Below are 21,916 nucleotides of genomic sequence, written 5' to 3' on the forward strand. Positions count from 1 at the left end.
CCTTATTTGATAAAATGCTTAAAAATTCCCTGCGCGTCGAAGAGCCTGCTATCCAGTTCCGCCTCGGCATAGACTGCCCGCAGGTATTCCCGGAGTGTTGGACGTAGATAAAGATCAAACAATGTATCCATATTTGCAGTGGTTATTTCACGTCGATTGGCGATACCCGACATTTTCATAAAAAACGAATGGCCAAATTCAAAGGATCTGCCCAGACCAAGGTCATTGGAGATATATCCGTTTAGGTGTTCGCAGGCGCGGCGATAATTGGCAATGTTACTAAATTCGTCCCTTCCCCGGAAACGGGCCTCCTCTTCTATTACCTCGTAGTTACAATCCTTACGAATCCATTTAAACCTTCTCCTAAGTGCAAGGTCAAACGCGTCGATACTCTTATCCACGTCGTTCATCATCCCTATAAAAAACAGATTGTTTGGGATGCCAAACTTCGATCTCCCATTATCCATGAAGTAACTAAGTTCCAAGTAGTTCTCATCTTCGGCAATGAGATTGTCTATTAATGTAGAATATTGTGTACTGATCAAGTTTTTAGTGCTCCCGGGAACAGATACATTATGGCGATAATCCTTTTCTAACATTGACAGTGTTTCTCCAAAAACAGCGGAGAGGTTCGCACGATTGATCTCATCAACTACAAAATAGTAGCTCTTAGTAGGATTTTTCAACGCTCTCTTGCAAAAGTTTTTGAAAATTCCATTCACCAGTTCGAAACGGATATTCCCATCCTTAGAAACGCCTTTCGGCTTAATCCCCTCGATGAAATCCTCATATGTAAAAGATGGATGGAACTGCAATAGTTCATACCTTGAACTATCACCCTGACATACAAAGTCCAAACTATTGATCACCGAATAGGTTTTGCCCGTACCTGGAGGGCCATAGATAATTACATTGGGATTATCCTTGTCCGCCAGTACACTCGAAGTGGCGTACTTCCATAAGAAACGGGAAAGCAGGATCAGCTCTACGCTATCCTCACCTCCTATATCCAGCAACCGCTTTGCAAGTGTACAAACTTGATGACTTTTCAGAAAAACGTCCTCTTCTTCTCCACGAATGAACTCGTCATAGAGTTGATTGATCACCTGTTCTGCATAGATAAAGAGGAAGTCCGACGGGTTTTCCAATACAGCCAGTTTCATCAAAATCTGTTTAGCACTATAACTGGATTCCCGTATGAGGTGGCTTTTAGTTTGAGGAAGCTGTTGCTCAACGAGTGATTTGAGCAGAGGCCTGATTTGATCGACAAAGTAATTCTCTGCAGTTATACGATCGGCTTGAGGGTTTTTCTGACTTCTAATAAAATATGTAATCCGGTCACTGTTGAGCTTGACCTCAAAATTCTCGGCGTTTCCAGGCTTTGACGAGCCCAGCATACCGCGCGTAGTTCGCTCCAGGAAATTACACAGATATGAGCCAGGCATCCCGGCGGTAGGATTATTCTTGACATTGGTATAATCATCAAGGGTTAGATCATCAGCCAAGATTTTGGCCCGATATTCCATCCAATCGGTCCGAAGGGTATCTGATTGATTTCTAATTACATTACGTTCTTCATTTTTGAAATCAGCTTTGAATTTGTTCCAAAGATCCTTGATCTGTTGTTGCCTTGATTCACTAAGAACATTACTTTTTTCCATTTCTTCCTTCATTAATCTATAGTCTTTTTTGGTGATGGATACGATTCGGTTTCTCGTTTCTTGATTCGATAGCTGATGCTGAACACGATTGGTACGCAGCGAATAAAACCATTTTTTGATGTCCTTTAGGATAAATTTTTTGATATTTTTTTCATTGTGTTTAAGATCTTCTCCGTCACTGTCCAAGACGGCTTCTCCCCAAAATATTTTATTGTCAAATTCCTTAAATACGACAACATCTCCACGCTTAGGCCTATTGACAAGCCTGACATTTTCTGTAAAATAATAGGCTTTAGTTTCTAAGATTTTTTCAGTATCCCAGATAGATCCCTCGTATTGTCCTTGTGGTTTGTTGCCGAAGATATAATAAGCGGGTTCGCTAAGGTTATCGGTAATCATTTAATTTTAAAATTGATTTATTTGCTCAGAAATGGCCAAAACCATATCATATTAGAGCGGTTATTATCTAATATTGAGATATTTAAAATCCCAGATGGGATTGCCTTATTTTTGTTCCTACGAACTCATTACCAATAGTTCACAGTTACTGACATCTTTGAGAAAGGTTTCTGCTCCTGAAAGCAATACCTTGATTCGATCAAATGCAGCCTGTTGAGGTGCCGTTAAGCCGGATGTTTTCAGCCCTGGCTGTACAATGGTAATTGCTACAGGGATGACCGGATTATTAAAGTTTTCCAATATCGTTTTAGCGTCCGTAAGCGTTCCTTTCCTAAGTTTGCTGTTACTCTGGTTTCGGTCTGCCCGCTCAATCATCTGCTTAAGCAAAAGCTTTCGATTTGCCCAGTTGACTGATTTTATAGCCTGTCCACAGACTTCGTACATATCTTCGATGCTGCAATTGGGCTGCTCTCCCGACTGTTTTTTGCAATGCCAAAACTGAACCTTATCTTTTTTCATTCCGATCACATCGGCAATTTCCAAAGAACCATGATCATAAAAAACCACATCATATTCATCTTTAGCAAGATCAATTATGTAATCATGTATCGACCGCATTGGGCTGCTGCTATTATTGTTAGCTGTTTTTTCGGAATCCGAATAATATTCTTTACGCACATCTATATCGGCCGGCCAATTGTTTGCGATGATCTGCTCATCATTAATTATTTTAAAATTCTCAGATTTGAAAGGGAAATATACTCTTCCAACTAGTTTGGAAAGATCTTCAAAAAAGAAATTTATTGGATTTTCATTGATGATGGACAGGAAGCCCTCGGGAGTTCCAAGAGCGACACCTCTACTTACAACAACTAGATGCTCGGTGTCCTCCCCGTAATTGAATGTAGCCTTTGGAAGCAGTGTGAATTCAAGGCGTGCTGCAATGTTATTTTTTGAGATTTCGAGTGTGACCTTTGACGGAGTCTTACTCATTATTGCAATATCACAGGAACAAAGTAACGCTTCTTCAACAGGTTGATCGTCTTGATCCAGAAAAACTACAGAGGTATTACGGCCATATTGAGCATGGTCCCAATCGGCGAAGAAGATTGCAACATCTGGAAATTCATCAATAATTTTTCCCGTATCCAGATCAGAAAGTGGTGAGTCTAGATTATCCATCTCAGGATCTCCGACCTTTCTTGCTATTCCGGCACACCACTCCACAAAATATTTGATTTTATTATCACCCAGTGTCCAAACTTTTGAACTAGTGCTCACCCCTAACATCACGGTCTTTTTCAGCACCGTGTCGAAAGCACCTCCAAAAGAATGCCCCCTGGTATAGCTAAATTTATCGCTGGGCAATACCGAAAGTTCAGCTTGCGATCCCAGTAATTGTTTGTAAGATTCACTGTTTCCTTTATTCTTCCGGCTTCTTAGTCCCAGGTTGTAGAAACGTGGCTCTTGCCAACCGGCCATTACTCGCTTCAAAAACGGAAGCGGAACCATATCATGCAATGCACCTGCACGCAAATATTGAAGTGCAATATGTTCATACAGCTCAGTTTCTTTGCTGGTCGCACCAATAAACAACAGGGAATTATCCTGATCAAAGTAGGTTACAAAAAATTCATGGTTTACATCTTTAAGTGAGTCATCTTTTCCATACCAGGAGGGTGTTCGAGGCTCGGCCACTACATGAACTGCGACATCATGTATACTGCTAACATGGTGGTGGCGAATGATTGGGTTCTTAAAAACATCAGTACCTGAAAAGTCGATGTTACGCCGAATATCTACGGGGGGCAGCTCATTGCCTTCGTTGTCCCGCTCAGGTACAGGAGCTGGAATGATTCGGTAGATCTTGGCATGAAAAAATGGTTTGAAATCATCATCTTCAAGTGCCAGTGGTTCTTCATAACTAATATTTACTGTTGCAGCTTCGTCCGATACATCTGTAAAGGAATCGAAAAATCCCTGTTCATCCTCAGTTTTTTGGATTTTCATTTTGTGCAGATCAGGAAGAATAACCGACCAGTCCTTCGTGTCTTCCTTGTACAACTGATGCGAATCTATTTTGAATTCATGTTCACCGGCAATTACCGTAGCAATACTGCCTTCTGCGGTATTCGTCCGTGATATCCTGCCGACAAACTGTAGGGTTATCGCCAGGGATTTGTGCGGAATATGAACGGCGGCGATTTTGAGCGCAGGAAAATCATATCCTTCACCCATCATATCTACACAGATAACCCCATCAATTTCACCAGAGGTCAATTGAGAAATTCTTGACCGGATTGTTGAACTCCCTAGCTTACTGTGGATAACAACTAGTTTGAGCTGGGTGTGATTGATATAAATTTGTTCAAGATCATCCGCATCTTTTTTTCTGTCGGTGCGAATAATGATACGGTGTTCCTGATGTAGTCTCGCGGAGTATACCTCTTGGGCTTTCAAGGCAATTGCAATATTTTTCTCCTCGGCAGTGGCTGAAAGTGGTGCAGTAGCTGGAACAAAATTAATCTTACTGAAAAGCCCATCCTCGAAAGCATTTTTTAATGGATAATTATAGATCAAGCGTGCCTGAATATCTTTCTTGTCTCTTCTAAAAGGCGTTGCGGTAAGCAGTATTTGTTTTCCAAAGGAAAATGCTTCAAGAATATTTAACCATGAACTCGCGCGGCTGTGATGTGCCTCGTCTACAAAAACCACATCAAATGTATCATAGCCTATAGTTGCACGAAGATCAGATATCTTGTTCAGCGTGCCAGGAATAGCAACGACCACATCATTTTCTTTTAGTATTCGTTTCCATTCTATACTATCGTCAATAATCTTGGTAAGTTCAAACACTTTCGGCAGCTTGCTTCCTCCGGGGATAATTTTCTTATCGACCAACACTTTGGGATTGCGAAAATTTTCTACGATCTGTTCACGTACCAGTTGGCTTGGGGTGATAACAAGTACTTTTTTCCCTTGGAGTGCATAAGCCAGAACAATCATTACTGCTGTTTTTCCTGTTCCAGTTGGCATGGTAATGAGCGCAGGTTCAGATCTGACCGAGAAATGTGCCATGGCTGAACCTATAGCACCAATTTGATTTTTATAAAGCCCCTGTTTCCCATCTTTTTGAGCAAATAGGTTGATTTGGCCGTAACCTTTTTCAAAACAATTCATGTAGAGCGAATTTAGACTGGAAATATAAATAAAGTAAGCGACAACTTATCCTATTTTAACCATTTGATTGCGCTAACCGTGACTATTGTCAATATCTCGCTGCATAAAGTTTTGCGTTGCCAAGCAACCTACCATCCTGAAGTTAAAGATGGCAATGAAAAGATTGCTTATTCTATTTTAGTCAGACTTTATTAACAATCAGGTGTTCCATTTCAAACTCATCCACTGAAATTTGATAGTGAATCTGACCCGTGTTACCATCAATTGCTCTTCATGTTACTTAGTTTAAGATTTAAAACACTCGAACGAATTGGATTCTCGCTGCAGAGGTTCTCAAAATGCATATCGCAAACCAAGTTTCCCAAAGATCCAGGTAATAATATCTGCTCCATTATTTTATCAGATTTGCCAGTGGACACTGGCTTGCATGGCCTCACACGCATTTAGCGCCACATACTAAACGAATTATTCTCTTTCATCGGATTGATAGATTCTGAACAAAGCACTTAAAATATGCTTACCTCGGCCATTGTGTAAACCAATCCGAAACGCGGTTAATGCGTACAACTTTTTCACCCGTACAGTAGGGTATTCTGCATACCACTGACTGGAAACAGTTCCCCTGCCACTGAAAGTCCGCCTGTCCACCGATGAGTACGCCAATGAGTTTATGGGTGGCGACACTGAACACCGGCGAGCCGGAATTCCCCTGAAAGGCATCAAGGGAGGTATAGAAATAATCTGCGCCTGTATTATCCTCTATGGCTGCATTCGCTGCTACTTTTTTGGGTAGACCGTATGGGTGGCCGATCATGTAAATTCCTACGCCATTGGACAGTTCTTTTTCCGCTCCGGTCTGAAGGGCGGCAGCGGTCGTTTCCCTATCTAGGGTAAAGGCGGTGAGGTCTAGCTCGTCGGAATGGTGGATGATTGTGGTAGGAAAGTAGACACTGTCCGCGGCGATGATGGACTGTATGCCACCGGCCTGGTTAGCAAGCTCGAAACCGAAGATGACCGCATAATCCTGTATTTTTCCGCTGAAAACATGTCCGGCGGTGATCATCCTGTCTTTTCCGATCAGGAATGCTGTTCCACTTCCCAGTACGGGCTGTGTGATAAAGGACTCTCCGGGGCAGAGCTGGTATTTTTTACCCAGGCTAGACGATATGTCCAACTGGTAGGCATCTTTTGCAATCTGGTGGAGTTTGTCTTTTTCGACCACAATGGCCACTGCGGCGGCATTGATCAGCACGCCTTTGCCAAAAGCTGTTTGGGGATCTATCTCACGGATCTCGACCCTGCTGTCATATTGTGAGGGGCCGATCACCAGCCGTCTTTTTAAGGGAAGATCCTCCAGTCCGCTGCGAGGGATGGTCAGGGCAAAAAGGGACTGGCTTGCAGAGGAAAGATCCAGTTGCTTTGCAATCGGGCTGGCAGCACCCTGCTTCTCCTGAAGCTGCTGGATTTTCAGCTGCATGAACTCATACGAACTCTTTTTATTCAGGAAAAATTCGCTGTGATCAATCTTTCCCTTTTCCAGGATGATATCCTGTGTGCTGGTCTGTACACCTTTGGATACTTTTATAGTATCCTGGGCCCTGAGCGGAGAACAAAACGCAAAGCCTAGCATGACCGCTAAAATGACCTTAAGCGTCATTTGGAGCTGGGTCTGGTGTAAAGATTGAACAATGGAATATCAATGGTGAGCTCTATTCCGAAGCGGAAAGACTGGTAATTGGTATCCGAACCGATTTTTTTGAGCTCCGGTCCGTACTGCCCGCCAAAGTTGACCGAGAACGGGGACTTGGCAATACCAACGGTCAGGTAAAGTCCCGGCGAGAAGATGTTCTTGAAATTCAGCTCTGGCAGTGTTTCGGTAGTACTGTCCCCATCCAGATGCAGGCGGGTGACCGCTCCGATATCGATCAGGGGTATAAAGAGACCAAGGGAAGTATTCCCCAATAATTTAACATTGCCAAAAGCGACGCTCAAGCCTAAAGGAGCGGTAAAGCCGGGTGCAAATGCGGAAGTGGACCTTCCCTCAATCTGGGTAAAGTCATAAGCGGCCAATATTCCCGGATAACTGTTCAGGGATACATTGAAGGCAGATGAACGCTTGATGCTGTAGCTGCCTGAGGGCAGGGCAAAACTTTCAATGGCTTTCTCCACGTCCTTACTGTCTTTGGCCAGGGCCATTCCGTTTACCAGGTGGATGATGGACAGTACCTTGTCATCAAGTCCCCCGCTATTGCGTATGAGTTTTGCGGCATAAGCGAGCGCATCGGTGCGCAGGTTATCCCGGTTCCTTTTAAGGGCAGTGGAGTCATCGGTCGTTTTGACAATTTTTAGCGCGTAATAGGCGGCCGCATAATCCATTAGGTTTCTGGTCATCTGCACTGCGGTATCGTCATCAAAAACACGGATTTCTTTTCCGTCTACGGTGACCTTTAAAGATTTCATACGCCGCTCGAGTTCGACTGAAAACCGCTGAATGGGTACTTCTGTATAAAATGAGAGCACCATGATCTGAAAATCCCTTTCCTTCAACAGATCAGCGATTACTTTTGCCTCTGCTGGGATCGCATTGCCTGATACTGTGCCATACCTAAAATGGTTGAGCGCTGTTCTCACTGCGGACATGCGCTTAGCATAATCCTGTGGGTAGTCCCCACTGTGGGACCTCAGCCATCCATCCACTTTATTGAATTCCAGAAAAAAGGTATTGATAAGCTGGGCATCAGGACTTACACTTGGCGATTTATCGAGCCATGCGATAAGACCCTGCCATGATTTCCATACCGGTTTTTCGGCAAAATCGACCAGCGTGAAGATTTCGGGAATTTCTTTTGGCATGCCCATGGGAATCAGACTATCGATCACAGTCAGCAGCTGTTCGATGCCATTGGCGTATTTTTTGGTCTGGATAGCAAATACGGCTTCGTTGGCGGTTTCAGCGACCTGAAAATATTTATTGAATTTACCCGAGAGCTGATATCCCTCACTTTTTCCGGTCGACATTTTACTCAGCAGGGCGTTCTGGCCGGCTACCAGGTTCCTAGAGAAGCTGATCATGCTTTTGATAAAGGTGTGTATCGTGTCCGCTCCGATGTGGTCTCCGTTTTTATTGGCTTTTTTGATGGCCTGTGCGGTGCTATAGACATATTCTGCATTTTTCGTGATATCGGTAATCAGGTTTTCGAATTCCTTTTTGTAGGGCAGGCTGTTGTCTTTGACCACTGCACCGAGAACATCTCTGAGCATCAGTTTATCTGTACCCTTTGGATGCAGAAAGCTAATCTGGTAGTATTTGATATCCTGCTGGTAGAGGAAGCCGGCATAGAGTTTATAAAAATTATCCTCTGAGGAGTAGCTGCTCCACAGGTCTGCGGCGATGAATTTGGGTTCTCCATTTTCGACAACGGTGATGCTGTGCGCGAGCATCTGGGAGAAGCTCAGCAGGTTAGCGATATTTTTCCTGGTAGCGTCTCCGTCCTGTTTCCACCGGCTGACCATGGGACCTGAAGTCAGGATGGTAAAGTAATCGATGGGATATTTGACCTTGGCCAGATTAGGGATGATGTTCATGGCCTCAAAGGCAAAATCAAGATCGGGGTATTGTTCAATCAGTGCCCGTATTCTTTGCGAATTCCGGAGCTGTTGGGCGTTTTCCAATATACTGTTTAGGTCGTTTTCGATATAGCCTTTAAGATCGGTCTGAAAGGTCTGAATCTTGTCGGTGTTGAAGGTTTTAAGGTAAGCTGTTGTCTTTGGTAGCATGATGGCCAGTTCTTCAAGGGGGATATTGCCTTTGCGTTTTTCCAGCGCGGTTTTGATATTCTCCATCGCGTAGGTAACCAGTTCTTCTTTAATCCTTTTGGCCAGGAATTGGCCAAGGCCGTTGAAGAGTTCGTAGCTCATGTTTCCGCCGATAAATGGAATTGATTTTTTAAGGGAAGTGCTATAGTTTACGTTGGCACTGATATCAACTTCGGAGTTGGACAGCGCATGGTATTTATTTTTGAACAGCATGACCATTGCGCTAATAAATTTGTTTTGCGTGTCGTACTGCGTGAAAATTTCGGCCAGTTCCTGTTCGTCGGCCGCCTGGCGTGACTTGAAATAGGTATGTCTGATATCTTCAACACCCTCAAGACTGGTTTTGGCATTTTCGATCAGCAGTGTGGCGACCTCCAAATTTGAGGTACTGATGTTTTGGCTGCTGCCTGAGGTGGCGACTTTTTTGACTTTAAGGTATTCCTGATAGTTTGTGTCTACTTTGGCGACTAAAGCTTTAACCTTTTCGCTATTGATTGAAGCGAGTTTGTCATTTTCCAGATAGGATTTAAAAATGCCAATGACCAGTGCACGGTCCTTTGCGATCTCCTCTTCCTTGCTTTCGGGATCTATTGATTTATAGTCTTTTTTGATCAGATCGATCAGCAGTGCTGCATGACCGGCGACGGGGGCATCCTTCTGGGCGCACGCCGGATGCGTGGAAAGCAGGCAGAAAAGAACGGCTAGAAAACAGGTAACTATGGATTGGAGGTGGCGCTGCATTTTGGATAGTTTATTAAATGTGTCTGGTCTTGATGTTTTGTTTTGGGGAAGCAGCCGTATCCAGCGGTTGTGCCCGCTGGTTTTTATGTGGACAGGCAGTTGCTTTTTCTGCTGGATGCGGATACGGTATGTCATTTGGAAGAGCCCGCTTCACGGAGGTACTTTTCGGGTACAGTGGTTAATTCGGGGTCGATGTACATCCTGCCCCAGAAACGGATATAACTTTTCGTCCATTTTTTAAACACGCTACTGTTGCCGGGCATATCACAGGTGGTATTGTTGGCAAAGACGGTGTGATGGGGGCTCCACACCACTGCTCCTTTTTTGCCGTAGATGCTGGCGTATCGCTTCATGATAATTGTATAATCACCGGTACCAAGCAGGTTGGTGCCAAAGCGGATATCAAAGCTGGTCTGGGTGATATAGTCGAGGTCTTTGTCAAATGATTTTTTGGAAAGCTGGGGAAATTCGTCGCTGAAGGTCTTGGCCATGATGGCGTAACAGATCTGTGAGGTGGCGATGACCTCGTGCAGGTAAGGGGATTTGGCATCGGAGGTGTCGACCCGGAAGTGGGATCTGGCCAGTTCAGTTTCGCGTTTGGATAGGGTGATTTTCCGTTTGTCTTTGAGGGTGAATTCGGTTGTGCTGTCGCTGAGTTTTCGCTGGGTATAGAGGCCATCGAGGCCGAATACGTTGAGATTGGCTTTGATCAGCGCGATAGAAGCACAGTTATTTGCGGTGTCTTGCCTGTAGGCTTTGATAAGACTGTCAGCGGGTACGCCCTGTGCCATGGCGAAGGTCAGGCTGATCTGGATGCACAGAAACGTGTAGAGAATGTTTTTTTTCATCATTGAACAAATCTGAAGTTGTAACAAAAAATTTGATCTGACCGAATTGCTAAGGCCATAGACTGAAAAGATTTTTTCATGTGAATGAGAACGTGAAAAAGATTTAGAGTCTGGACTAATCTAGTGATTAGCAGATCAGTAAACAATACCTAGTAATGGGTATTTACAAATGAACAGACTGAACTGCAACGGTTTGAAGGGCGTTGTATTTATCAGGCTGCATTGGTAGTGTCGAAAGTCTTTGTTATTCAGTATGGCCTGGAATGCGTTGAAAACAAGGCAGTTTAACTTCTTAAATGTCTGGTATTATTTACTACTCTGTTGGGGTTATTTTTGGTCTAAGATCTTTCTTACCGGATAGTATTGTTAAGTGATGTTGGAATATATTTCTTATCAAAAGTCGATTATCCTCCCTCCTGTTTGCCTATGCACATCATCTGCCATGACGAATATATGGTAGCTTTTATGCTAATTTGATTAGTAGCCAAGTCGGTATAGTCGTGTCGGATGCAGTTTTGTTCTATCCTTTTATTGCTTATTATTCTAATTATACTGCGTTTGAACAGCTGGCATTCTTTTAGTTGTAGGAGGAATTAGGGATTCGGTAATACTTTGGCTGCCAAAAGTCCTTGATGGTGGATGATAAACATTTTGATCATTTCTTTGGCCATGCCTGAAAAAGGAGATTGTGGTTTCATGTAGTCTTTTAAAACTTTCATTTCCCTGGCCATAGTGTCCTCAAATTGGGTTGCTCTTAAGGGATCTATCGGTAGAAAATCAAGAAAGAGCTTGGTGTTCTCCACAATGCGGTCCTGTTGAAGTTCGATGGCAATCCGGAGTTTTTTTCGTTCATCGACAAGGTCCATGCGCTGTAGAGCGTATACTTTGATGGACTTTTCCCCTTTCAGCCGGCGCATGCCTCTCTGGCCTTTTGGCAGGATGTTGCCCTCATTTCCATATGACAGAAAATATTCGGGGTTGTCCTTGCAAGGGTTGATCAAGAGTCTTCTGGGTTCCTCTGTAGCAATTCCTACCGTATGGTCGCGGACGTGCAAAAAGTTGTGAAGTGGAAACTGATTCATCTTACCGAGACTTTCGACAACGGTTGAACCATGTACGGCGTGGCGTTGCTGAGAATTGCACAAGGTGCAGGATAACAGCAAATTATCCCAGTCCGAAGCGAGCCAGTAATAACCAGGGGATTTGGGGGCTACCGCCTCGGTAATCTCTCCCTTTGGTCGGAAGTGTTCGACGTTCCGAAAAGAGGTATGCACGAAATTACTTTCGCAATAGGCGCATTTTTTCTTGAAAAGTAAAGTTAATGTATCCCTTACGGTATCATCAGTATAGGCGCTGTAAGTGAAAGCATTTTTTGGTCCACCAGGTCCGAAATTGGCAATTGCCCTACCGCGTTCCCTCAATCCTCTTCCTCCTGCAACAGTCAGCACCGCTGGCGCTGGCACGGCTTTTCTATCTACAAAAATCATATGGCTTTATTTGATGTTCCAGATTTTTTGTAAACGGGCAAAGGCCTCTTTCTTGATTTCCTGAACGTTACGGAATGGGTCGCCGGCCTTCTTTTCGGCTAGTAGTTTGTCCACCACATCATAGATAATGCTCTCACGTTCACTGTCTCCGAGGTTGCGGATTTTTGGGACAAGCTTGCGTAGTTCTGCCAGTCTCTCGATTTCAGCACTGCTCAGCTCGTTTTCAGCTTTAGCCAAAAGTTGATAATACTCGCTGAAATGTTTTTCCGTCTGGCTGTCCATGGTACTGTTGAGGCCAAAGAAATCGGAGGTGAGGATCTGGTCGATACGGAGCTCGGAAGGATCGGGAAGGTCGGTTAAAAGGCTGATCTTTTTATCTATGCTTTTCTGGAGCACCATTGTCTCTCCTGCCCGCATACCCCTAAGGCATAGTGGTTCATGGGTGCTGACCACAAAACGCATTTTCGGAAAGGCGCGGCGGAGTTTGCCGACTACTTCCATCCGCCAACGCGGGTGGAGGTGCGCGCCGATCTCGTCGATAATAATCATGCCTTCGGAGAGCTCAAAAGGCAGGCCTTCGAGTTCGATCGTTGCCATGATATCGATCGCCATGTAGAAAACGGACTGATAACCATCGCTCAGATCATCTATTGACAAGACCTGGTTTCCAGTTTGGACAATGGTACGGCCATCAAGAAGAAATATGTTATCCTCATTATCTAATGACATCAGATCTTTAAGGGTAAGGGCGACACGGTCGAACCTTTCTTTAGGCAGAGACATGAGCCAACTGTCGCAATCGATAAAGGATGCGGTAAAGTCGAAAAGACTTCGGGCCTTTGCCCCCTTGTATTCACTTTGCTCGGCAATAATATGTGGTGGGGTATGTTTAAGGCGAATGGCATTGTAGGCAACAAAATTGATCAGGGGCTCAGCAATATTACTGGTGAATTCCGTGGCGGTGAAGATTACATGCGCCGGGACAATACTGCCAACCGTATGTAATTTGATGTATCCCGAATCCGCGCCTCTTCGCAGCAGATCAGATCCCGAAAGACCAAGCTCTTCAAGGTAATTTCGACCGGCAAGACCAATGGTAAAGGCTTTTAGCAGCGAACTTTTTCCCATGCCGTTTTCACCCAGGAATAATATCCAGGGTTCGGTGTAGGGTTCATCCAGACTATCGAAATGATTTAGAGATGCTTCTCCGTTCGTAAAGTTTATGGTGAGATTTTCAAAGCATTTAAAATTATGGATTTCGAGCTTCTCCACAAAAATATGCCTAATTTCATCTATCTCTTTACTTAGCATGCTGCTGCCCTGTTCAAAGTCGAAAGGTATAGAATTTGGACTGGTTTCAAGATGCTTTTCAATGCGCACTTTCAAGTCCTGATCAGTCTCAATGACAAAATTACGGTTGATCAGATAATCATCCAGTTCGTATCTTTTTAAGAATTCTCTGATGAAATATCTTTTGATCCCCAGATAACTTTCGGGAGAATTATCGCTGAATATGGGCTGCCATTCCTTTATAATCTCATTCAACATCGCTGTGTCAGCCTTTGCTTCATAAGTGTATCTGAAGGCTTCCATGCTTTCCTGCAGGCTGTCAACCGCTTTTTTTCTGGCCTGGACAAGTTCGTCCCTGTTGAGCTTTAATAACTCAATGGTGGTAAAACCTCGGGCAGAGGAGCCAATCAGCCTTCCGGTTGGCATATATTCAAGATGTTCAGCGGGATTATCCTCACAAGGATCCACAAATAACCGGTCCTCCATGTGGAGCATTTCATATGGTGTTCCCACAGCTGCCCTGTCTCCCTCCACCGGAAACCAGGAAGCCTTGTAGGAGTTGCATCTGGCACAAGAGTAATATATATTTCTCCATTCATACACGAACCACCAATAATGCTGCCTTGAAACTTCTTCATTTAGTCCCCTCGCTGTGTTTTTTGGTCGGAAATGATCGAATTCAGATGGAGCCACAGCAAGATCGATATGGGATTCACAGTAAGCACATTTTCCGTGGAATTCATCTCTCAGTCTTTCCAGAAACAGTTTCCGATATTTCGTACCGATTTGATCGTTAAAGCGTTTCTGTGGTGTGCTGGCACCTGACTGATAAAATTCCGCTATTTTTTCGCGTGAGAACGCCATTTCGGGAGACCGGAATACGGGCGGCTGATTGTCGAGACTTTTGTTAACGTAGATCATTATAATGCAAATTTGCTTGATCAACACTCAGGACGTGATGTATTTCAATTCAAATGAGTAGAGCGGTGATGGGACGAATTTAACAAAAGAATGGAGATGAAAAAACATCAATGGTAAAGTGTTGATAAATGCCAAGTGATAAAAGCAAAGTTAGTTGTGTTCCAGGCTCGATAGGATTTGTAATGCAAATAGTAACCCGGTTACGTCCGGAACCGCACCACCCCTTCTGAAGCGCCCAGTGTCTCTGCAATTTCTTTATGGGAATGGTTTTGATTACAGCTAAGTTCGAATATTTTGCGCATCTGCTCAGGCAAGGCCGCTACCTCAAGTTCAATCAGCGCTTTTAATTGTTCACGTACGAGGAAATCGGATTCATAGACACCAGCTTCTGAGAAACGCTTTAATGAGGAGAAGTATTTATCCCTTACTTTGTCATGGTCGATGCGGTTGAGGATTTTGTTGCGGGATATTTTATAGAGGTAACCGGATAAGGTTGTGGTGAGTTCAAGTTCACCTGATTTATCGAGTAGGGTAAGGAATACCTCCTGGGTAAGGTCCTTGACTTCCTCGTCGTTCTGCAACAGTCTTCTGGCATGTCTATACAGAACAGCCCAATAACGGTCGTAAATTTCGCTGAAAACACCTTCGTCTTTTTTGTTGAAAAGATCGGCAAGTTCTAAATCAGAATATTGGGCGTAGCTGAGCATGGTCTGCTGGTACAATTGTATGTTTGTTTTCCGTTCCCGGAATGGATAGCTTTGGGTAGATGACTATCTTTTTCCTATCATTTAAAGCCACTTTGGTCGGATGGCCTTAGCTGATGTCGCGATAAAGCAATATGTTTTTCATATCGGCTGTTTGTTCCGGGAATACTTATACAAAGGTGGGGAATATTTATGCAATAATCCTAATGCTGTAATGTTATAATTTCGTTAAGTCCGGGTGGAAATACGGCTTGGAATATTTTTTTTTGGAGTATCAGATGTTCGCTAAGGATATTGTTGATTGTAGGTGATTATCAAAGATAATAACGGCATCCTTTTAGCGTTCAGGATTTTGAAGGTCAAGCTGCACAAATACTTTTCATCTAAACGAACTTCAGTATACGATCCAATCTCTGTTATTGATAAAGGGGATCGGAATACTTTTTATTCTGGAATATCCCAGTTAAATGCGTGAATGTGTTCACTGTGCTTTTTCGAAGCCGAGCTAAAAAGTCCACCGCAGCGCTCGAGAGCCTGGCATTTGTTGCATTCTTCCAGATAAATATTTTTCCAGTCTGAAATGGACTTTCGGGTAAATTTCCAGAGATTTTCCGGCATTAGGCACAATTGACTGTTGTAGATGGAAACATTCATGCGCTTGGAAGCTAAAAAATTTACGGCGTCTTCAAGCGCAGGGGCATAATCTACCGGATCTATCCATAGTTTGTCAATATTATACGGGGTATATCCTTGGTGCTCCAGCCCCATGAAAGCGACATGTTCAACAAATGGAAGGTTTTTGTAGATGTACCTTGCAAGTTTACCCAAACGGGGAATAGTAAGGGAATGGAGTACGATCCGTAGTTCGATTCTGATGCCGCTATCGGCAAGATTGTAGAAACCCAGCATCGTTTGGTCAAATGCCCCGGAAGCCTGCACGATATAATCGTGCATTCTGGCATGATCACCATAGAGCGGGATACCAAGCATGAGTCTATCCATACTTAACCCTGATAATGTTTTGGTCAGATTTCTGCTGGCAAAACTGCGGCCATTGGTCAGACAGTGCACATCAGTACCGGGAAGCTCTTTTTGAATGAGTTTTAAAAGCTCAAAAAAGAGATAACCCATTAAAGTTGGCTCGCCCCCAGTGATACCGAGCTCCTGGCAGTCTTTTGGGATAAGTGGAAGAAGCTGACGGTGGATGCTATGGAGGTATGGTATATCCTCCCTGTCTTTGGGCGGTTGTGAGCACATCAGGCAATTACTGTTGCAGCGTTCGGTTACCAAAAGTGCATTCTGGAAAGAGTCAACCCTGTACAGGGTATTGATCACACCATCAGAGTTAATGACAACGATATCTCCCTCTTTAAGATGGTGCAGGTATGCCACGCTGTTTACCAAAGGTAAATCCTGGGGCAAAACCAGGGTTTTCGAGCAGGCAAGTACACACGAAAAGCCGATCATGGCTTGATTTCCCTCTCCGCTATCAATGAGTAGAATTTTGTTGCGGTCCGGGGAATACATGTTCCTTGTTACCGCGGCAACAATTGATTGGTCTATATGCTGCGCCTTGCCCCTGGTTTTAAGTTCCATTAGTTTTCTATCCAGTTGTTAAATATTTTCAGGATCCGCTCATCACTATCTATCAGTTCAAACAAGTGGCTGATAATGCCCATGTTTTTCTGACAGAAAACGCTCGTTGGCCGATGTCCTATGAGGTTTCCCTGGGTAGAATGGTTTAGTACCGGATCTGATCCGCAATAAGTCTGAAAGGCGCAGTCACTGCAGCCCGGAAGTGATTCATTTACGCTGGATTCTGCAAATGAGAATGCCTTTTCGCCATAAAAAATATCCTCGTAACCGGCTGTGTCTAGATGACCGAGCTGAAAGGTATAATCTTTCATTTCCGCAAGCATCCTGGCCTCGTCGCTGGCATAGATATAGCCATCATAATTGAACACGATCACGTTGTTGATCATGCCGGCCGGTGACTGTAAATCTACATAACCAACCGGAAAGGGACTAAGGATTTTCTTGAGGATAATGCTGGCATAATCCTCCCTGAAAAAGTTTCCATTTAAATTATGTTCTATAATCAGATCTAGTCCTTTTTTATAGAATTCCAAAAAGCGGTCAGTATCGTATTTGTTTTTTCTGTCATTCTTAACCGCAAAACCGAAGGGACTGATCGGTCTTAAGAAAATACTATTAAACCCCAGATTGATGTATTCCCCGACAATTTCATGGGGATAATCCAACGATAACGTCGAGGTAGTGGTTAAAGCGGAGACCGCATCATTCCCCAGTATTTCCCGGCACTTCCGGATGCCTGAGATGGCCAACTGATAGCTGTCATTTCTTTTTTTATGGCGGTTTTTGTTATGCAGAAATTCAGGTCCATCTAAAGATGTGGAAATGATAATTTTATACTTTAGACAAAAATCAAGCATTTCCTTTTTCAAGGGGGCAAGGTTTGTACAGATTACAAAAGAGATCTGCTTTCCGATCTTTTGCGATTCAGCAGAAGCCCGCTGCACTGCATACATGATCTGATCAAAAGCCAGCAGTGCTTCCCCGCCCTGAAACTCCATGGTTACATGGGGATTAGAGGATCGCATCATCAGCTCAATCCCTTTATCAATATGGGTCCGGCCCATATCGAAGGTGTCCTTATCCTCACTTACCCGGGATACCTGGCAATAATGGCAGGTATGTTCGCAGCGCAGGGTGATGACAAAAATATGCAGTGCGGTGAAATGGTCGAGAAAAGATTTTTTGGTACGGTAGCGCGTGGCTATTACCTCTAAAAGCGCAGGCACCCTGGTCTGTGAAATAAAAAAATTGGCAATCAGGTCTGCATATAGTTCGGAATCCTCAAAGGGATCCAGTTTCCGGTTGATGATCCGCCGGGCTGTGCCTTTATCAACAATCAAAAAATCCCCGATTTCATTGACAAGTACCTCCCGCCCGTTACGCAGGGCAACGAAGCGGAAAGGCAATAAATGATAATTCCCGGCGTGATCATAGTGGCTGATATCAAGAAATTTTCTTGACTTCCGCTCAGCTCCTGTTACAGGTAAGGTTATCATGATATTGTGTTAAAGCCCAGAGAATCGCCGATCTGTTCAAGTGGAAAGTCTTCTTCCTGCTCAAAATTGGCAAAAGCTTTGGCTACAATAAGTGCCCTTATATCCCTGGTTTCTTCCTGAACGATATCGCGGAGCAAGAAATCATTCAGATCCTGTGGTATTTTCTGTGCCAGGTAAACTTGATCGATTTCCTGCTGGCTTTTGTTTGTCATGGTCACAGAGACGAAATGCTCATCCACGGTTTCAAAATCAACTGTATAATCAGCGGTATACCAGTAAAAGCACTTTTGGATTACCTTATTGGAAAATATCCGTTTATCAATGCTGATCTGTACTGTATCACTATCGAACTTTACCTTCATATTTTTCCTTTATGGCATCAAAAATCATTTTTCCCACCACACCATTAGGCTTGTATTCATTTTGGGTCTGGAATTTTTTCACTGCTTCCTCGGTCTGTGGACCAAAATAGCTTGTCTGTGGTGTTGCATATCCTAGTGCTTTCAGGTATTGCTGAAGTTTAAGTACATCGCTGCCTTCACAGCCCAGGTACAAAATCCTATACCAGGCGCTGCTACTGCTTGTCGCTACCAAGGGATTCATTGTGCTGGAAGAGGTGCTTCTTGTAGTTGTTGGTGTACTGCTACCGCTACTTCCCGATGACCCGCCGCTTCCGGAAGAAGACGAACTACCTGATGAGCTGGATGGCTTATAAGTTGATGGGGGTGTGTATACCGGTGTGGGATTATAAGTTGATCCTGAGGAAGAAGAATAATGGGAAGAATGCGAGCGATGTGAGCTATGGGACCTGTGAGAGGTATGCATAAATAAAATACTTCGCGCAGGATCATTTGCCAACAACTTTAGTGTAAGTTTTGGTTTCAGAGTTTTCTTTTCTATATCCACGTGATCGTTAGATATAGGTAGCAGAGCTGAGGTGCTTTCGACCGGGACAGCTTCGGCGTGTGTGGAAGAGAGTGAGGCCATAGAGGCGGTGATCACTGCAAATGTCTTTTTTGCAAGATCTAATAGTCCTTTTTTATGTTTCATAACAATATATCGTTATCGACGATAAAAAGAAACATAGAATCTATTTTCCCGTCAGGGAAGGAAGAAATCTGAGGAGCGTTTCTTTAGAGCGTTTTGTTAATCTTGGTGCTAAAGTAAGATTTAGTTCAGAGATTTCAAATTTTATAGGTGCTGTAACATTTGTTGTGCGTATTGTAATGCTTTTGTTTCTGAGTACCAAGACTGCCCAGATATATCATGAAAAACTTCGGAATGATAGTTTATGGATTTAGGACCTAAATAGGTTACAAAAATCCAGTCTTATCTAAATGCAGAATGGGCTACTTAAAGCAAAATCTTTTTTACTAAATACCTTTGCAAAGTGTAACGGTAATGTTTTTCCGCAGGACAAACTTGGCCAACTTTGAACTCACACAATTAGATAAAACTTGAGGGACATAGCGGTTAATATTTTCCAAATATTAACTTTGCACTACATGAGAACTTTTGTTGTATCTGATATCCATGGTAATGACGATGCCTTTAGAAAAGCACTGAAGACTGTGCATCTAAAAAAGACTGACCGTTTGATCTTACTGGGAGATTACATAGACAGAGGATTTGACAGTAAAGCTGTTCTCGATACCATTTTTCTATTAAGGGAATATGGTTTTGATCTTATCTGTCTGAAGGGGAATCATGAGCAGATGCTCTTAGATGCGCTGGAGGATCCCGATAAGCTTAATAACTGGTTAATGAACGGCGGTAATGAAACACTCTCAAGTTTTCTTACTAGCTCAATACATAAAATTCCCGCTAAATATATCGATCTATTAGAGTCTTTCCGGCTTTATTATGAATATGAGCAGTATATATTTGTGCATGCGGCCCTGAACATGCGTATAGCGGATCCGTTTAGCGATGTACAAACGATTCTTTGGTCAAGATCCCAGAATGAGTTATTAGATTATGGCTGGCTTGGGGAAAGGATTCTGATTCATGGACACACCCCTACAATGGAGCAGGAAATCATAAATAATTTTGAGGATTCGTATCCTATCAAATGTATCGATAACGGTGTGTTTGTAAAAAAGCATGGTTATGGTGGATTATGTATTCTTGAATTAGAAAACTTCTCATTAAATTTCGTGCATGGTTATCAAAAACGTTAAGGCGCTCATCAACGATGGGGGATTTGGAAAAATCGAGGAAGTGCTTTGCGATGATGGAAAGTATTATGCGAGGAAAACTTTCTGCCCATCATCTCAATTTATTTCTAATCCTACGCTGTGCGCAACATTAAGACAGCGTTTCATTAGGGAAGTAAAAACGCAAAAGATGCTTCCCGAAGAGCTTTTTATCCCAATTGTTTTTGAGGATCTAACCTCACCTGATCCGTGGTTTTTAATGCCAATTGCAGAAGATGTATACATCAACGAAATTTCGATGTGTAAACATGAACGCCGGCTTCCCAAGGGACTTGGAGATATTCTAAATTCTCTGGAATTTATCCATAACAGGGGTTTGATTCACCGTGATTTAAAACCGCAGAATATCCTATATCACATTGGTAGATGGAAACTTGCGGATTTTGGGTTGATTTCTCAGGACAAAGAAATTTTGTCTCAGACCATTACTACCAGTCATAATGCGCTGGGAACAGTGATGTATGCTGCTCCTGAACAGATTAAAGATTTCAAGCGGGTAACGCCTCTTGCGGATATTTATTCTTTTGGTGCAATCTTACATGATATCTTTACAGACGGAAGCAGGGTACCCTACTCTGAACTCAGTGGAGATGGTGAAATTGGGGCCATTATCGAAAGGTGTACCAAGAACAATGCCGCTCACCGTTTCAAGAATGTTGACGCGCTACGCAAGCGCGTGCTTTATTATCTCTCAAAAGACTCAATAAAAACCGATGAGGCGGGCGATGAAAAATGGGTCCAGCTAATTAGAAAATTTGACACCTGGGACTCCGATCTTTTTGAGAATTTTGTATTCTATCTCAAGCGGAATCCTCGATCCAGGGATATACTATTTGAGATGGGTTCTGAAATAATCGACTTTTTTTATGCGCTTGACAAGGATTTATCTAATGAATTGAGTATAATCTATTGTGATTGGGTTTACAGCAGGGCATTCAACTTTGATTACTGTGATGTTATTATCGGCTTAATATTTAAGATATATGAAAAGACTTCAGATCTCGAAGTCAAATCCAAAGCTGCTATTTCTGCAGCAGAATTGGGACGATCTCATAACCGTTGGTATGTAATGGGATATGTGATCAAAATGGCAGGTAAGGCAATCGATGAGCATCTTGCATTTAGAATTAGTTTAGAGCTGGAACTAGAAGATCAGAACATTGAAAATTTTAAGCGCTGCGCCCGTGGAATAAACCTTTCTATTAACTCTTATCACCCCATCATAAAGGAAACCTTGTCTAGGTAATATTTACGCCATCAGAGATCTAATAACCTCGAGGTAACATCTCGCTCGAAAGCTAATTTCTTGCCAAGTTTTTGGCTATCGTTAAAAATAACGATATTAAGCAATTGTTGCAAAAACGATGAAAGAAGTGGATAAACCGCTTCAAATTGACCCCCCTTCGCCACTTTAAAACGCCCCCCTTTGCCGAGTTAATTTGATAAGGTCCGCCAAAGCAAAAAGACCCCTTTGCGCCGATCCAAATTGACCCCCTTGAAATCGCAGATTCGTTTGTGCTGAATGGTTTGTAGGAATATGTTTTTGTTTAGCTTTTAGCCG

Annotated in this window: 14 protein-coding genes; 2 read left to right on the plus strand and 12 right to left on the minus strand. The window is 43.2% G+C overall.

Annotation, left to right across the window (positions count from 1 at the left end; translation table 11 throughout):
* Nucleotides 1-2: 2 nt before the first annotated feature.
* From HDC90_RS22170 to HDC90_RS22225, 12 genes are all read right to left on the minus strand, one after another.
* Nucleotides 3-2,060: an McrB family protein gene (locus HDC90_RS22170; protein ID WP_184470330.1), complete on the minus strand. Its 2,058-nt coding sequence runs from the start codon at nt 2,058-2,060 to the stop codon at nt 3-5.
* A 117-nt stretch (nt 2,061-2,177) separates the two neighbouring features.
* The gene (locus HDC90_RS22175) at nt 2,178-5,240 is read right to left on the minus strand and encodes a DEAD/DEAH box helicase (protein WP_184470332.1); all 3,063 of its coding nucleotides are present in this window, start codon (nt 5,238-5,240) and stop codon (nt 2,178-2,180) included.
* 517 nt (nt 5,241-5,757) lie between these two features.
* A complete protein-coding gene (locus HDC90_RS22180) occupies nt 5,758-6,897 on the minus strand; it encodes a serine protease (protein WP_184470334.1) in 1,140 nt (379 codons plus the stop codon).
* Nucleotides 6,894-9,932: a hypothetical protein gene (locus HDC90_RS22185; protein ID WP_184470336.1), complete on the minus strand. Its 3,039-nt coding sequence runs from the start codon at nt 9,930-9,932 to the stop codon at nt 6,894-6,896. The genes HDC90_RS22180 and HDC90_RS22185 overlap by 4 nt, the downstream gene beginning before the upstream one ends.
* Complete coding sequence (locus HDC90_RS22190) at nt 9,929-10,648, minus strand: hypothetical protein (RefSeq protein WP_184470338.1); 720 nt, start codon at nt 10,646-10,648, stop codon at nt 9,929-9,931. The genes HDC90_RS22185 and HDC90_RS22190 overlap by 4 nt, the downstream gene beginning before the upstream one ends.
* 590 nt (nt 10,649-11,238) lie before the next feature.
* Nucleotides 11,239-12,132, minus strand: a complete 894-nt coding sequence (locus HDC90_RS22195; RefSeq protein ID WP_184470340.1) for a hypothetical protein — start codon at nt 12,130-12,132, stop codon at nt 11,239-11,241.
* A gap of 6 nt (nt 12,133-12,138) precedes the next feature.
* Entirely contained in the window at nt 12,139-14,343 is a 2,205-nt protein-coding gene (locus HDC90_RS22200; RefSeq protein WP_184470342.1) for an AAA family ATPase, read from the minus strand.
* 200 nt (nt 14,344-14,543) lie between these two features.
* On the minus strand, nt 14,544-15,050 hold the full coding sequence (locus tag HDC90_RS22205) for a sigma-70 family RNA polymerase sigma factor (RefSeq protein WP_184470344.1): 507 nt from the start codon (nt 15,048-15,050) through the stop codon (nt 14,544-14,546).
* A gap of 441 nt (nt 15,051-15,491) precedes the next feature.
* Complete coding sequence (hxsC, locus tag HDC90_RS22210; RefSeq protein WP_184470346.1) at nt 15,492-16,643, minus strand: His-Xaa-Ser system radical SAM maturase HxsC; 1,152 nt, start codon at nt 16,641-16,643, stop codon at nt 15,492-15,494.
* Nucleotides 16,643-18,139: a His-Xaa-Ser system radical SAM maturase HxsB gene (gene hxsB, locus HDC90_RS22215; protein WP_184470348.1), complete on the minus strand. Its 1,497-nt coding sequence runs from the start codon at nt 18,137-18,139 to the stop codon at nt 16,643-16,645. Before hxsB ends, hxsC begins: the two co-directional genes overlap by 1 nt.
* Nucleotides 18,136-18,501 carry a His-Xaa-Ser system protein HxsD gene (gene hxsD / locus HDC90_RS22220; RefSeq protein ID WP_184470350.1) on the minus strand — a complete coding sequence of 122 codons (366 nt, stop codon included), beginning with the start codon at nt 18,499-18,501 and terminating at the stop codon, nt 18,136-18,138. The genes hxsB and hxsD overlap by 4 nt, the downstream gene beginning before the upstream one ends.
* Nucleotides 18,482-18,964, minus strand: a complete 483-nt coding sequence (locus HDC90_RS22225) for a peptidoglycan-binding protein (RefSeq protein WP_184470352.1) — start codon at nt 18,962-18,964, stop codon at nt 18,482-18,484. Before HDC90_RS22225 ends, hxsD begins: the two co-directional genes overlap by 20 nt.
* A gap of 680 nt (nt 18,965-19,644) precedes the next feature.
* Here HDC90_RS22225 and HDC90_RS22230 point away from each other — a divergent pair.
* Nucleotides 19,645-20,319, plus strand: coding sequence for a metallophosphoesterase family protein (locus HDC90_RS22230; RefSeq protein ID WP_184470354.1), 675 nt, complete (start codon nt 19,645-19,647; stop codon nt 20,317-20,319).
* Nucleotides 20,300-21,601 (plus strand): protein kinase, encoded by a 1,302-nt coding sequence (locus tag HDC90_RS22235; protein WP_184470356.1) that lies wholly within the window; start codon nt 20,300-20,302, stop codon nt 21,599-21,601. The genes HDC90_RS22230 and HDC90_RS22235 overlap by 20 nt, the downstream gene beginning before the upstream one ends.
* The last annotated feature ends 315 nt before the right edge of the window (nt 21,602-21,916 follow it).

This window comes from Pedobacter sp. AK013 (assembly GCF_014205835.1).
Taxonomy (GTDB): domain Bacteria; phylum Bacteroidota; class Bacteroidia; order Sphingobacteriales; family Sphingobacteriaceae; genus Pedobacter.

What these genes read in the sequence shown, in the direction of transcription:
- HDC90_RS22170 (WP_184470330.1), bottom strand. Translation starts at nt 2,060, where the DNA reads ATGATTACCGATAACCTTAGCGAACCCGCTTATTATATCTTCGGCAAC.
- HDC90_RS22175 (WP_184470332.1), bottom strand. Translation starts at nt 5,240, where the DNA reads ATGAATTGTTTTGAAAAAGGTTACGGCCAAATCAACCTATTTGCTCAA.
- HDC90_RS22180 (WP_184470334.1), bottom strand. Translation starts at nt 6,897, where the DNA reads ATGACGCTTAAGGTCATTTTAGCGGTCATGCTAGGCTTTGCGTTTTGT.
- HDC90_RS22185 (WP_184470336.1), bottom strand. Translation starts at nt 9,932, where the DNA reads ATGACATACCGTATCCGCATCCAGCAGAAAAAGCAACTGCCTGTCCAC.
- HDC90_RS22190 (WP_184470338.1), bottom strand. Translation starts at nt 10,648, where the DNA reads ATGATGAAAAAAAACATTCTCTACACGTTTCTGTGCATCCAGATCAGC.
- HDC90_RS22195 (WP_184470340.1), bottom strand. Translation starts at nt 12,132, where the DNA reads ATGATTTTTGTAGATAGAAAAGCCGTGCCAGCGCCAGCGGTGCTGACT.
- HDC90_RS22200 (WP_184470342.1), bottom strand. Translation starts at nt 14,343, where the DNA reads ATGATCTACGTTAACAAAAGTCTCGACAATCAGCCGCCCGTATTCCGG.
- HDC90_RS22205 (WP_184470344.1), bottom strand. Translation starts at nt 15,050, where the DNA reads ATGCTCAGCTACGCCCAATATTCTGATTTAGAACTTGCCGATCTTTTC.
- hxsC (WP_184470346.1), bottom strand. Translation starts at nt 16,643, where the DNA reads ATGGAACTTAAAACCAGGGGCAAGGCGCAGCATATAGACCAATCAATT.
- hxsB (WP_184470348.1), bottom strand. Translation starts at nt 18,139, where the DNA reads ATGATAACCTTACCTGTAACAGGAGCTGAGCGGAAGTCAAGAAAATTT.
- hxsD (WP_184470350.1), bottom strand. Translation starts at nt 18,501, where the DNA reads ATGAAGGTAAAGTTCGATAGTGATACAGTACAGATCAGCATTGATAAA.
- HDC90_RS22225 (WP_184470352.1), bottom strand. Translation starts at nt 18,964, where the DNA reads ATGCATACCTCTCACAGGTCCCATAGCTCACATCGCTCGCATTCTTCC.
- HDC90_RS22230 (WP_184470354.1), top strand. Translation starts at nt 19,645, where the DNA reads ATGAGAACTTTTGTTGTATCTGATATCCATGGTAATGACGATGCCTTT.
- HDC90_RS22235 (WP_184470356.1), top strand. Translation starts at nt 20,300, where the DNA reads ATGGTTATCAAAAACGTTAAGGCGCTCATCAACGATGGGGGATTTGGA.